This window comes from Bradyrhizobium sp. JR4.3 (assembly GCF_040547695.1).
In the GTDB taxonomy this organism is placed as follows: Bacteria; Pseudomonadota; Alphaproteobacteria; order Rhizobiales; family Xanthobacteraceae; genus Bradyrhizobium; species Bradyrhizobium canariense.
In genome coordinates this window covers 90,020-103,289 of the sequence record NZ_JBEPQF010000014.1, presented here as the reverse complement: position 1 = coordinate 103,289, position 13,270 = coordinate 90,020, and the positions used below count along the sequence as shown (strand labels likewise).

The 13,270-nt window shown below is 64.9% G+C and carries 9 protein-coding genes and 1 pseudogene; 4 read left to right on the top strand and 6 right to left on the bottom strand.

Features of this window, described 5'->3' with window-relative positions; translation table 11 throughout:
• Positions 1-142 precede the first annotated feature (142 nt).
• Genes ABIB91_RS22400 through ABIB91_RS22390 form a run of 3 tightly spaced genes read left to right on the top strand, consistent with a single transcriptional unit; the run spans position 143 to position 3,366 of the window.
• The gene (locus ABIB91_RS22400) at positions 143-625 is read left to right on the top strand and encodes a MarR family winged helix-turn-helix transcriptional regulator (RefSeq protein ID WP_354166472.1); all 483 of its coding nucleotides are present in this window, start codon (positions 143-145) and stop codon (positions 623-625) included.
• Complete coding sequence (locus tag ABIB91_RS22395; RefSeq protein WP_354166463.1) at positions 618-1,793, top strand: HlyD family secretion protein; 1,176 nt, start codon at positions 618-620, stop codon at positions 1,791-1,793. Before ABIB91_RS22400 ends, ABIB91_RS22395 begins: the two co-directional genes overlap by 8 nt.
• A 16-nt stretch (positions 1,794-1,809) precedes the next feature.
• A complete protein-coding gene (locus tag ABIB91_RS22390) occupies positions 1,810-3,366 on the top strand; it encodes an MDR family MFS transporter (RefSeq protein ID WP_007598138.1) in 1,557 nt (518 codons plus the stop codon).
• Between the two features lie 174 nt (positions 3,367-3,540).
• Here ABIB91_RS22390 and ABIB91_RS22385 read toward each other — a convergent pair whose 3' ends face one another.
• The 6 genes and pseudogenes from ABIB91_RS22385 to pcaF form a co-directional block, all read right to left on the bottom strand.
• Positions 3,541-4,629 (bottom strand): phosphotransferase, encoded by a 1,089-nt coding sequence (locus ABIB91_RS22385; RefSeq protein WP_354166452.1) that lies wholly within the window; start codon positions 4,627-4,629, stop codon positions 3,541-3,543.
• Positions 4,630-4,677: 48 nt separating this feature from the next.
• A pseudogene (locus tag ABIB91_RS22380) lies at positions 4,678-6,368 on the bottom strand (methyl-accepting chemotaxis protein).
• A gap of 207 nt (positions 6,369-6,575) precedes the next feature.
• Positions 6,576-7,166: a protocatechuate 3,4-dioxygenase subunit alpha gene (pcaG, locus tag ABIB91_RS22375; protein ID WP_007598143.1), complete on the bottom strand. Its 591-nt coding sequence runs from the start codon at positions 7,164-7,166 to the stop codon at positions 6,576-6,578.
• Complete coding sequence (gene pcaH, locus ABIB91_RS22370; protein ID WP_007598144.1) at positions 7,167-7,868, bottom strand: protocatechuate 3,4-dioxygenase subunit beta; 702 nt, start codon at positions 7,866-7,868, stop codon at positions 7,167-7,169.
• Positions 7,869-7,959: 91 nt separating this feature from the next.
• Positions 7,960-8,853, bottom strand: coding sequence for a dioxygenase family protein (locus ABIB91_RS22365; RefSeq protein ID WP_007598146.1), 894 nt, complete (start codon positions 8,851-8,853; stop codon positions 7,960-7,962).
• A gap of 115 nt (positions 8,854-8,968) precedes the next feature.
• Complete coding sequence (gene pcaF, locus ABIB91_RS22360) at positions 8,969-10,177, bottom strand: 3-oxoadipyl-CoA thiolase (RefSeq protein WP_007598148.1); 1,209 nt, start codon at positions 10,175-10,177, stop codon at positions 8,969-8,971.
• A gap of 305 nt (positions 10,178-10,482) precedes the next feature.
• Between pcaF and mutS the strand changes: the two genes are divergently transcribed.
• Positions 10,483-13,221, top strand: coding sequence for a DNA mismatch repair protein MutS (mutS, locus tag ABIB91_RS22355; protein ID WP_354166427.1), 2,739 nt, complete (start codon positions 10,483-10,485; stop codon positions 13,219-13,221).
• Positions 13,222-13,270 lie beyond the last annotated feature (49 nt).

The following is a 13,270-nucleotide window of genomic DNA, read 5'->3' as shown; positions in this document are numbered from 1 at the left end:
GCATTTCGAAAGGGGAACCCAAAGCAGGACCGGCGATGCGGCCATCAGCCATGCTCGCCCTGCGGGACAGTGTCCCGCAAACCCGCCATGAAATAATCATAAGCTTGCTTATTATATTCCAAGCTTATTGGAGACCAAGCTCATGAGCCCAGGGCCCGTGGACCAGAATTTCCTGTTTACACTCGCCGAGGTCTATCGCCTGCTCCGGGTTTATGCCGACAAGGAAGCCTCGCGCTTCGGCATCACCCGCGCGCAATGGGCGGTGCTCGCCAAGGTCGAGCGCAGCGAAGGCATGAAGCAGTCGGAACTCGCCGAGCTTCTCGAGGTGCAGCCGATCACGCTGACGCGCCTGATCGACAAGCTCTGTGGCAGCGACTGGATCGAGCGACGGAACGATCCTTCGGATCGCCGCGTCAAGCGGCTGTACCTGAAGAAGGCCGGGCGGCAGTTGCTCGGGCGGATGAGCGAGCTGAAGTCCGAGCTCACGGCCAACGCGCTCGACGGCATCACGCCGGCGGACGCCCATCGCCTCCTCACCCAACTCGAAACAATCAAGGAAAACGTGCGGTCCGCGATCCAGACCAGCGGAGCGGAACAAGCGCTTAAGGAGCAGCGCTATGGCTGATCAGGTTCTCAAGTTTCAGCCCGAGCAGAAAATCGACGGCGGCAAGCCCACCAAGAAAGCCGGCACCAATCCGCGCCGCCGCCTGGTGGCGGGCCTGCGCCGCTATCGCCGCGTGCTGCTTCTGGTCGTGCTGCCGGTCGTCGTCGCGGTTGCCGGCTTCACCTTCTATCTCAATGGCGGCCGTTATGTCGGCACCGACGATGCCTATGTCGGCGCGCAAAAGGTGCTGGTGACGCCCGATATCTCCGGCAAAATCCAGAAGGTCGTCGTCAAGGAAGGCCAGATCGTCAAGCACGGCGACGAGCTGTTCGAGATCGACCCCGCTCCGTTCCGTCACGCGCTGGAAGAAGCCAAGGCGCAACTCGCCCAAGCCCGCATCACCTATGACAACCTCGTTGCCAACATCAAGATCTACGGCGACATGCTCAATCTCGCCCAGCAGGGCATGGACCTGAAGCAGCGTGACGTCGAGCGCAAGCAATCGCTGGTGAAGAACAATTACGGCTCGCAGCTGGATCTCGACAACGCGTCGAATGCACTGGTGACCGCCGGCGCGCAGGCGCAATATATCAAGCAGCAACTCTCCAATGCCAGGACGCAATTGCTCGGCAATCCCGAGTTGCCGCTGGAGCAATTCCCCGCCTACGCGCAGGCAAAAGCCAAGCTGGACGAGGCCCAGCGCAACCTCGACCACACCGTGCTGCGCGCGCCGATGGATGGCGTGGCAACACAGGTCGAGCAGATCCAGCTCGGCCGCTACGTCGCCGCCGGCACGCCGGTGTTCTCCATCATCGACGTCGCCCATCCCTGGGTCGACGCCAATCCGAAGGAGAGCGACCTCACCTACGTCACCGAAGGACAGCCGGTCACGCTCGAGGTCGACGCGTTTCCGAACCATATCTTCAAGGGCAAGATCGGCTCGCTCTCGCCCGGCACCGGCGCGCAATTCGCGATCCTGCCGCCGCAGAACGCCAGCGGCAATTTCGTCAAGGTGGTGCAGCGGGTGCCGATCCGCATCTATTTCGACGAGACCGACAAATCCGTGCGCAAGCTGAAAGCCGGCATGAGCGTCTACGCCACCATCGACACCGGCCACCGGCGCTCGCTCGCCAGCCTGCTCGGCCTGTCGGCGACCGCGAGCCAAGACAAAGATTCGGACAAAGACTGAGACAGGGACTGATCCGATGTCCGGCCCCAATGCCCATTTGATGGTTCCCGGCCTGCGCCGGAACATGGTGACGATCTGCGCCATGACGGCAACCATCATGCAGGCGCTGGACACTACCATCGCCAACGTCGCCCTGCCCTACATGCAAGGCACGCTGTCGGCCTCGCAGGACCAGATCAACTGGGTGCTGACCTCCTACATCGTCGCCGCCGCGATCATGACGGCACCGGTGGGCTGGATCGCCAACCGCTTCGGCCGCAAGCGCATCTTCATCATCTGCTCGGCCGGCTTCACCATGGCATCGGTGCTGTGCGGGCTTGCGCAGGACATCAACCAGATGGTGCTGTTCCGCCTGCTGCAGGGCGTTTTCGGCGCGGCCCTGGTGCCGTTGTCGCAATCGGTGATGCTCGACTATTACACGCTCCAGGAACGCGCCAAGGCGATGTCGATCTGGGGCATGGGCGTGATGATGGGGCCGATCATGGGCCCATCGCTCGGCGCCTGGCTGACCGAAACTTATTCCTGGCATTGGGTGTTCTTCGTCAATCTGCCGTTCGGCGCCATCACCGTGATCGGGTTGATCATCTTCATGGACGAGACCCGGAAGGATCTCAGCCTCAAGTTCGACTGGTTCGGCTTCGCGGCGCTGGCGGTCGCGATCGGCTCGCTTCAGCTCGCGCTCGACCGCGGCGAGCAATTGGGCTGGCTCGAATCGGGTGAGATCCTTGCGGAGTTCATCGTCTCGGCCGTCGCCTTCTACTTCTTCATCGCACACTCCTTCACGACCTCGACGCCGTTCATCCGCTTCGCGCTCTTCAGGGATCGCAACTTCGTCACCGGCTGCATGTTCATGGTCGTGATGGGGCTCGTGCTGTTCTCGACCATGGCGCTGGCCTCGCCCTATATGCAGAACGTGATCGGCTATCCCATCATCACCGCGGGCCTGCTGCTGGCGAGCCGCGGCTTCGGCACCTTCTTCGCCATGATGCTGGTCGGCCGCATGATGCGTTATGTCGAGGCCCGTACGCTGATCATCACGGGCCTGACGCTGACCGCCGGCTCGCTGTTCCAGATGACCGGCTGGACCGATTTGACCCAGGTGCCGGAGATCGTGACCGTCAGCGTCATCCAGGGCTTCGGCTTCGGCCTTGTCTTCGTGCCGTTATCGACGGTGGCGTTCCTGACCTTGTCGAATGAGCTACGCACCGACGGCACCGCGATGCTGACCCTGATGCGCAACGTCGCGAGCTCGGTGGGCATTTCCGTCGTCATCGCCCAGCTGACGCAGGGCACGCGGCGGACCTACGCGATCCTGTCCGAGCATATCAATCCATTCAACCACGCGCTCCAGATGCCCAGCGTCAGCGGCATGATCAATCTCTCAACCGACGCCGGCCGCGCCATGGCCGATCGCATGGTCAGCGTGCAGGCCCAGATCATCGCCTTCGCGCACGACTACCAGCTGGTGATGTTCTTCATCCTCTGCACCATTCCGCTCGCCCTGCTGATCGGCTCGACCAAGGCTACCCTGCGCAAGCAGGCGGCCGGGCCGGAACACGCGGTGATGGAGTAACGTGGGTCACAACTTCCGCCGTCGTCCTGGACAAGCGCAGCGCAGATCCAGGACCCATTACCCCAGGGAGGAGTTTGGTGGTAAGTCGTGGTTACCAGCCTCGCGCCACAACCTTTCCCTGGGGTAATGGGTCCTGGCTTTCGCCAGGATGACACCGGTTTATCGCGTGAGCAGTTACAACAATTCCTCGCAACCCAAATCCTCGACCGCCATCATCACCCGCTCCAGATTATTCCACCAGACGACCTCCGGGGTGTTGACGCTCCATTGCCAAACCGGCTTCGTGATGTGCCAGAGCACCGACCAGCGATAGTCTTGGTCCAGCGCGCCGCGTGTGTAGCCGGCCAAACCGTACGCGATCAGCGTCTCATAGTAGCGGTTGAGCAGCGCCCGTTCGAGTGCCTGCCGGCGTTCCGGATACCATTGGGTCGCCATCATGTAGGCGAGATCGCTCGTAGGCACGCCGATGCGCCACCGGTCGAAATCAAAAATGCGTACACTATCGGCGACGCCGGCGCGCGGCACCAGGAAATTCCAGCAATGCGCGTCACCGTGGACGACGGTCACGTTGCGGTGCGAATGGTAGCGCTGGAGCAAGTGGCTCGACTGGTCGATGAAGCGCCGGTAGAGGATGCGGCGCTCTTCGCCGAGGCGGTCGCCGAGCAGATCGGCGAAGCGGTCGTAATGGCCGGCGAAGGTCTCCATCTGCCTCACGCTTTCGTCGACGCTTGACCAGGAGCCGACAGCCTCACCAAGGCTGGCATGATCCCACCACGTAGCGTGCCAGCGCGCGAGTGCGGTGACAATCGCCGTTGCCCGATCGCGCGAAGGCGGCAGCGGCCAAGCCGCCGCGATCTCATGGCTGTCGGTGAGATCCTCGAGTAGCAGATGCCAGTCCTGGCTCTCCTCGTCGAAATGGCCATCGTAGCAGCGCGGCACGACCTGCGACGGCATATTCGGCGCAAGATGAGTGTAGAAAGCCACTTCCTGCCGACCGGAATTGGCCAACGCCTTGGCGTAGGTCGGATGCGGCATCTTGAGAATGACGGAGTGCGGTGCCCCGGCGGATTCCCCGACATAGCGCAGCCCAAGGCGGATGACCTGCGACACCATCGCCGGGTACTGATGCAGCACCTTCACTTCGCGCACTGCGCCAGCGTCCAGTACGCCACTCCTGCGCAGCGCAGCTGTCAGTTGGGCGGGCTCAACGACCGCCGGCAATTGTGGAGTTGTCATAACCACGATGCCCCTGTCCCGCGTCATACTGCACGATCACGGCCGCAGGCGCCAGCGAACGACGTCGCGCCCGGCTCAAGCCGCAGCGGTCGAGTCGCGCACGGTCCTGACGACAACCGACCGGAGCTGTTCGAGATTGGCCGCCATGCCGGCGATCGCCTGCCTGACCTCCGCGGCGCGCTCGTTCACGGAGGCGGCGTCGCGGCTGACATCACCGATCTTGGCCGAGACCTCCTTGGCCGCGGAAGCCGATTCGGAGATCGACCGCGTGATCTCTCGCGTCGCCGCGTCCTGCTCTTCCATCGCGGCGGCAACCGAGGTGGCGACGCCGTCGATCTCGACGATGTGGCCTCCCATGGTTTCGACGGCGTTGACCGCAGCCTGGGTCGAGGCCTGGATCTCGGCAATCAGCCGCGCGATCTCTTCGGTGGATTTGGCGGTCTGGTCGGAGAGGGATTTCACTTCGGCGGCGACCACCGCGAAGCCACGGCCGGCCTCGCCGGCGCGCGCCGCCTCGATCGTGGCGTTGAGTGCCAGCAGATTGGTCTGGCCGGCGATGCCGCCGATGAGGTCGGAGACCTCGGCGATCTTCTTCACCGATCCGGCCAGCGTCTGGATGGTCGAGCGCGCCTGTTCCCGACCGGCGACCGCCGATTTTGTCACCGTGCTGGTCCGCGCGACCTGTGTTGCGATCTCGCGGATCGAAGCACTGAGTTCTTCAGCTGCGGCCGAGACGGTCTGCGAGCTGCCGAGGGCCTGGGTCGAGGCGGCTGCGACCGCCTGCGACTGCGTCGAGAGCGACCTTGCGATCTCGGACAGACTGGAGGCGGCACGCTCCACGCCTTGCGTCGCCGCGCTCGCGGTGTCGACCGAGCGGCCGGTCTCGCGCTCGACGGTTTCGGCCATCTGGTGCAGGGCCCCGCGCTTGGCGAGCGCCGCCTCATGCTCCTTCTGCAACTGCTCCTCGCGCAGGCGGGAATTCTCGACCGCGGACTGCTTGAACACCAGGAGCGCGCCCGCCATCGAGCCGACCTCGTCCTGCCGGTGCGCGAAAGGAATGTCAGCGGCGAGATCGCCGGTCGCGAGCTTTTGCATCGCGCTGGTCATGCGCACGATCGGGCGCACCACGCCGAGGGCGACGCCGAGCAGGCCCACCGCAATGAAGGCGAGGACGGCGGCGGAGACGCCGAGGAGGATATAAAGCATGGAGCTGTCGCGGTCCGCGGCCAGCTTCTCCATGTCGGCATTCTGCTTGTTGGCGCTCTCGACGATGCTGTCGATGACGGCGCGGTGCGCGGTGTAGGCACCTTGAGCTGCGCGTAGGCGCGCTCGGAGCCGGCCGTGTCCTTGGACTTGAGGGCGGGGAGGAGCTGGTCGGACAACAGCTTCCAGAACTTCTGCACCTCGGCGTCGGATTTCGACACCAGGGCCGTCTTCAGGTCGGCCGAGAGGCTGGAGGTGACCCAGAATGCCTTGCGCTCGTCGTAGTCCTTGCGGAGCTGGACCAGGCGTTCGCCATGGGCCGCGAGCTGGTCGGGCTCGCGCATGGCGAGCGTGGCCTCGAGATAGGCCTCGATCACATATTCCGGCGGCGGCAGAATGTCGGCGATGAGGTCATTGCCCAGCTTGATGTCGGAATAGAGCGGACCGCCGACCTTTAGCTCTTTCAAGGCGTAAAGGCTGGTGGAGACCACGGCGGTGAAACCGATCGCCAGAACGACGCCGAAAGCAATGATTGCGGAAGAAAGCGAAAGGCGAATTTTCATGGAATAATCCAATGGGGCCGCGCCGAATCCCACGGACCCTAGAGGATTACGGTAAACACGGGATTGCTTCGCGCAGAAATTGCATCGCGCGAGCTCCGAAAAAATACGGGAAACGGCGTCAGGTGAACGGTTTCGGGCAGCGAAATCAGGCCCGTCCTCCGCTGTCGTCCCGGATCGGCGCTCCGCCTGACCGGGACGACGCTGGGGTCACACGTCGAAAAACACCGTTTCGTTGTCGCCCTGGAGCCGCAGGTCGAGACGGTACACCGGCTTGCCGGCCTCGCGCACGGCCGTCAGCGTGGCGCGGCGGTCGGCCGGCACCACCGCCAGCACGGGATCGGCGGCATTGCCGGCCTCGTCGCTGAAATAGATGCGGGTATAGAGATGCCGCAGCATGCCGCGGCCGAACACCGCAAGCAGGATATGCGGTGCCTGCGGCTTGCCGTCGGGATCGGGCACCGCGCCCGGCTTGATGGTTTCAAAGGAATAATTGCCGTCCTTGTCGGTGCCGCAGCGGGCAAAGCCACGGAAGCTCGCATTCGGCAGCGCGCGTTTGTCCTGCGGATCGGCGAAGCGCCCCTGCGCATCGGCCTGCCAGATCTCCAGCATGGCATCGGGCACGGCGACGCCATCGCCGTCGAACACGCGGCCCTCGATGCGGACACGCTCGCCGGTGACGTCGGGCGTTAGCGTCGAGTTGGTAAACGCGTCATTCCAGGCGTACTCGCCGGTCGGCGTCAGGCCGTATTTGAAGAACGGGCCGACGGTCTGCGACGGCGTGATCCCATTGTCCTGCACTTAATGGTTCTCCATAGGGGTGGCGTTCTTGCCGCGCAGCACGACATCAAAGCGGTAGCACAGCGCCCATTCGGGCTGGGTGTTCTCGAGATCGAACGATGACACCATCCGCGCCCGCGCCTTTTCGTCCGGCACCGAATTGAAGATCGGATCGAACGGGAATAGCGGATCGGCCGGGAAGTACATCTGCGTCACGAGGCGCGTGACAAAGGAATGGCCGAACACCGAGAGATGGATGTGGGCGGGACGCCAGGCGTTATGATGGTTGCCCCACGGATAGGCGCCGGGCTTGATGGTGACGAAGCGGTAATAGCCCGCAGCATCGCTGACAGTGCGGCCCGCGCCCGTAAAGTTCGGATCGAGCGGCGCCGGATGCTGGTCGCGGACGTGAACGTAACGGCCGCAGGAATTGGCCTGCCAGATCTCGACCAGCGAGTTCGGCACGCCCCGGCCGTCCTCGTCGCGCACATGGCCGTGCACGATGATGCGTTCGCCGAGCGGCTCGCCGGTGTGTTGGGTGGTGAGGTCGCTGTCGCCCTCGCGCACGGTCTCATGGCCGTAGACCGGGCCGGTCAGCTCCGACAGCGTATGGCGCATCGGGATCAAGGGCTTGTTCGGCGCGCGCTTGATCGAGCTCTTGTACTCGGGCGACAGCGGCAGCGGATGCGCCGTGTTGCTGTCGACGGGATAGATCAATGTCATTGGCGAACTCCTCCCCGGCCTTTTTCCGACCGGTCAACGCTTCCGCCAATCATTATAGGATATAACTAATTGGGGGAAGCGGCTTTGAGCCCTATTTGATCGGCGGACGCGGCAGGACGGCCTCGCCGGCTTCGAGCCGGTAGACATGGTCGAGCGAATACCACGGCGTCGCGACGTCGCGCTCGCTCGGATGTGGCGTGTCATGGCGCAGGAACTTGCCGATCAGCGCCTTGGTCACGCCGAACTGCACGTCGCTGTCGATATGCGGATCGGCGGGGTCGTAGACCTGCGAGATCAGCACCTTGAATCCGGGCTTGAAGATCAACGCATGCAGGTGCGCGGGACGATAGGGATGCCGGCCTTGCGCCTCCAGAAGGCGGCCGACCACGCCGTCGGTCGGAATGGGATAGCCGACCATCATCACGGAGCGGAAAGAGAAGGCTCCGTCGTGGTCGGTCGTAAACTTGCCGCGCAGGTTCATGTCGGCCTGCTCGGGGTCCTGGTTTTCATAGAGACCCACGGGCGATGCGTGCCAGACATCGACCTCGGCGCCGGCGACGGGACGGCCGTCCTTGTCCACGACGCGGCCGTTGACGAACAGCGGCGCGCCCGGCGTCTCGGAGCGGACGATCGATCCCCCATTTTCCACCCGCGGCGAGTTCAATCGCCAGAACGGTCCGAGCAGCGACTGGTCGGTTTCCGTGTTGCCCTGGTCGCCGTTGTTCAGCAGGCACACCAGCGGCGAGACGCCGAGCGAGCCTGCCATCAGCACGACCTCGTTATGCGTGTCGGTCGAGAGCTTGCCGAGCTCGGCGATGACAGCCGTGGCGTCGCGAAACTCTTTCTCCGTCAGGCGAACGTCGCGGACGAAGGCATGCAGGTGCTTGACCAGAGAGACCATGATCTGGCGCAGCCGCGGATCTGACGTCCGCTCCATCACCGCCAATGCCGCGGCCGTGACGTCCTGCTCGCTCGCGATGATCATGGCACGGTTTTCTCCCTGTCGTTCCGGGGCAGCCCGAGGGCTGAACCCGGAATCTCGAGATCCCGGGTTCGGTGCAAATGCCCCGCCCCGGGATGACGGCACGCTGCGCGTCTCGTCAATTCAGCTTCTCGATCGCGACAGCCACGCCCTGGCCGACGCCGACGCACATGGTGGCGAGCGCCAGCTTGCCGCCGCGCTTCTCCATGCCGTGTACGGCGGTGAGCGCGAGGCGCGCGCCGCTCATGCCGAGGGGATGACCGAGTGCGATCGCGCCGCCATGCGGATTGACGAAATCGGCATCGTCGGCAACGCCGAGCTGGCGCATGCAGGCGATACCCTGCGAGGCGAAGGCTTCGTTGAGCTCGATCAGGTCGAAATCGCTGATCTTCTTGCCGAGACGCTCCATCAGCTTGCGGGTGGCCGGCACCGGGCCGATGCCCATGATGCGCGGCGGCACGCCGGCCGAGGCGAGGCCGAGGATGCGCGCGCGGGGTGTCAGGCCGTGCTTCTTCACGGCAGCCTCGGACGCCAGGATCATCGCGGCGGCGCCGTCATTGACGCCGGAGGCGTTGCCGGCGGTCACCGTGCCGGGATTGCGCACGATTGGCCTGAGCTTGGTCAGGGCTTCGAGCGTGGTCTCGGGACGCGGATGCTCGTCCTTGTCGACTGTAACAGGGCCGGCCTTGCCGCCGGGAATGGTGATCGGGATGATCTCCTCGGCGAAATAGCCGGCCGCAATCGCGGCGCCCGCGCGCTGCTGCGAGCGGATCGCGAAGGCGTCCTGATCGGCGCGCGAGACCTGGAATTCCTCGGCGACGTTCTCGCCGGTCTCGGGCATCGCGTCGACGCCATACTGCGCCTTCAGCAGCGGATTGATGAAGCGCCAGCCGATCGTGGTGTCGAAGATCTCAGCCGAGCGCGAGAACGCTTCCTGCGCCTTGCCCATCACGAAGGGCGCGCGCGTCATGGATTCGACGCCGCCGGCAATCGCAAGCTCGATCTCGCCGGAGCGGATGGCGCGGCCGGCGGCACCGACCGCATCGAGACCGGAGGCACAGAGCCGGTTCAGGGTCTGGCCTGGAACCGAATCCGGCAGGCCCGCAAGCAGGAGCGCCATGCGTGCAACGTTGCGGTTGTCCTCGCCGGCCTGGTTGGCACAGCCGAAGAAGACCTCGTCAACCTGTGCCCAATCGAGATTGGGGTGCTTGGCCATCAGAGCCTTGATCGGGGCCGCCGCAAGGTCGTCGGCACGCACCTTGGCGAGCGAGCCGCCAAAACGGCCGATCGGGGTCCGCACGGCATCGCAGATAAAGACGTCACGCATCGTTGTTCTCCCTGAATGCCGCGATCCGGCCTAAATTCTTCAATGTCGGCGGAGTTTTAGGAGGGTGCCCGCGGGAGGTCAATTGACCGATACGCGCGTGTTCCTGGGGGTGCGCACGCGAGTTGCGCATGCCGCGGTGCGGACAACGTGGAAAACCTCCCCTTCCCGGCCAAAGCGATAGGAGCGCGGGGCGAAATTTTGTAGGTTGCGCCGCTTGGAGCGCGGTCAATACCGCACTCCAAGACTCTTGTTCTGACGCGTTTTCTTCACGCGAACCGGTGCCCACTTCACTTGAAAACGCTCTCATGACAATGCAACAGCCGATCCCTGTACCGCCCCCCGAAGATACGCCCGCGCCGCAGGCGGAAGCCGCCGCGCGCGTCACGCCGATGATGGAACAGTACCTTGAAATCAAGGCGGCGCATCAGGGCCTCTTGCTGTTCTACCGGATGGGCGACTTTTACGAGCTGTTCTTCGAGGACGCAGAGATCGCCTCCAGGACACTCGGCATCGTCCTGACCAAGCGTGGCAAGCATCAAGGCGCCGATATCCCGATGTGCGGCGTGCCGGTCGAGCGCTCCGAGGATTATCTGCACCGGCTGATCGTCGCCGGGCACCGGGTCGCGGTGTGCGAGCAGACCGAGGATCCCGCCGCCGCCAAGGCGCGCGGCAACAAGAGTGTCGTGCGCCGCGGCGTGGTGCGCCTGGTCACGCCGGGCACGCTGACCGAGGACACGCTGCTCGACGCGCGCGCCAACAATTACCTGCTGGCGCTCGCGCGCGCGCGCTCATCGGCGGGCGGTGACCGCTTTGGCCTCGCCTGGATCGACATCTCGACCGCCGAATTCACGGTGACGGAATGTTCGGGCGGCGAACTCGCCGCCACTCTGGCGCGCATCAATCCGAACGAGGTGATCGTCACCGACGCGCTCTATAACGACAGCGAGCTTGGACAGACTCTGCGCGAGCTGCCGGCGGTGACGCCGCTGACCCGCGACGTCTTCGACGGCGCCACCGCCGAGAAGCGGCTATGCGACTATTTTGCCGTCGCGACCATGGACGGACTGTCCCAGCTGACGCGGCTGGAAGCCACTGCCGCCGCCGCCGCCGTCACCTATGTCGACCGCACCCAGGTCGGCAAACATCCGCCGCTGTCGCCGCCCGCGCGCGAAGCCTCGGGCGCAACCATGGCGATCGATCCCGCCACCCGTGCCAATCTCGAACTGACGCGGACCTTGGCCGGAGAACGCCGCGGCTCGCTGCTCGATGCGATCGACTGCACGGTGACCTCGGCCGGCTCGCGCCTGCTGGCGCAGCGGCTTGCCGCGCCGCTGACCGATGCGGCGGCGATTGCGCGGCGGCTCGATGCCGTCGGCAGCTTCGTTGCTGACTCGGCCGCGCGCGAGGACATTCGCAGCATCCTGCGCGGCGCCCCCGACATGTCGCGAGCGCTGGCCCGTATATCCGTCGGCCGCGGCGGGCCGCGCGACCTCGCCGGCCTGCGCGACGGCATCATCGCCGCCGACCAGGTGCTGACGCGGCTTGACGAACTCGACCAGCCGCCGCAGGAGATCGCCGTGGTGATGGCGGCGCTGCAAAGGCCATCGCGCGAGCTCGCGGCGGAATTCGCCAGGGCGCTCGACGATCAACTGCCGCTGATCAAGCGCGACGGCGGGTTCGTTCGCCAAGGCTATGAGCCCGCGCTGGACGAAACGCGAAACCTCCGCGACGCCTCACGCCTGGTGGTGGCCTCGATGCAGGCGCGCTACGCCGACAACACGGGTGTGAAGGGTCTCAAAATCCGGCACAACAACGTGCTCGGCTATTTCGTCGAGGTCACCGCGCAGCACGGCGACAAACTGATGTCGGCGCCGCTGAACGCAACCTTCATCCACCGCCAGACGCTGGCCGGCCAGGTCCGCTTTACCACCTCGGAACTGGGAGAGATCGAAGCCAAGATCGCCAATGCCGGCGACCGCGCACTCGGACTCGAGCTCGAAATTTTCGAGCGGCTCTGCGCCAAGGCTCTGGCAATCAGCGAGGAGCTGCGCGCCGCCGCTCACGCCTTTGCGCTGCTCGACGTCGCGACGTCGCTGGCCAAGCTGGCGATCGACGAGAACTATGTGCGGCCCGAGGTGGACGCGTCTCTCGGCTTTGCCATCGAGGCGGGTCGCCATCCGGTGGTCGAGCAGGCCTTGAAGCGCAATGGCGAGCCGTTCATCGCCAATGCCTGCGATCTCTCGCCGGGCCCTGCGCAAAAGTCCGGCCAGCTCTGGTTGCTGACCGGTCCGAACATGGCCGGTAAATCGACCTTCCTGCGCCAGAACGCGCTGATTGCGTTGCTCGCCCAGATCGGCAGCTTCGTGCCGGCGACACGCGCGCGGATCGGCATCATCGACCGCCTGTTCTCACGTGTCGGCGCCGCCGACGATCTCGCCCGCGGCCGTTCCACCTTCATGGTCGAGATGGTCGAGACCGCCGCGATCCTGAACCAGGCCGGCGAGCGCGCGCTCGTGATCCTCGATGAAATCGGCCGCGGCACTGCGACCTTCGACGGCCTCTCGATCGCCTGGGCCGCGATCGAGCATCTGCACGAGAGCAATCGTTGCCGCACGCTGTTCGCGACGCATTATCACGAACTGACCGCGCTCTCCGCAAAACTGCCGCGGATGTTCAACGCGACCGTGCGGGTGAAGGAATGGCAGGGCAACGTCGTGTTCCTGCACGAGGTGTTGCCGGGTTCGGCCGATCGCTCTTACGGCATTCAGGTCGCCAAGCTCGCTGGCCTGCCACCGGCCGTGATCACGCGCGCGAAATCGGTGCTGGCGAAGCTGGAAGCCCAGGACCGCGGTCAGACGGCGCGCGCGCTGGCCGACGATCTGCCGCTGTTCGCGGTGCCCTCGCGCGCCGCCGCAGAAGCCGCCCCGCCGAGCGAAGCCGAACTGCTGATGGACGCGGTGAAGGCGCTGCATCCGGACGAGATGTCGCCGCGCGAAGCACTGGACGCGCTGTATGCTTTGAAGGCCAAGCTGCCGAAGGCATGAGGTGCCGTGGGGTGGGTTAGCCGAAGGCGTAACCCACCACTTCCGTCAC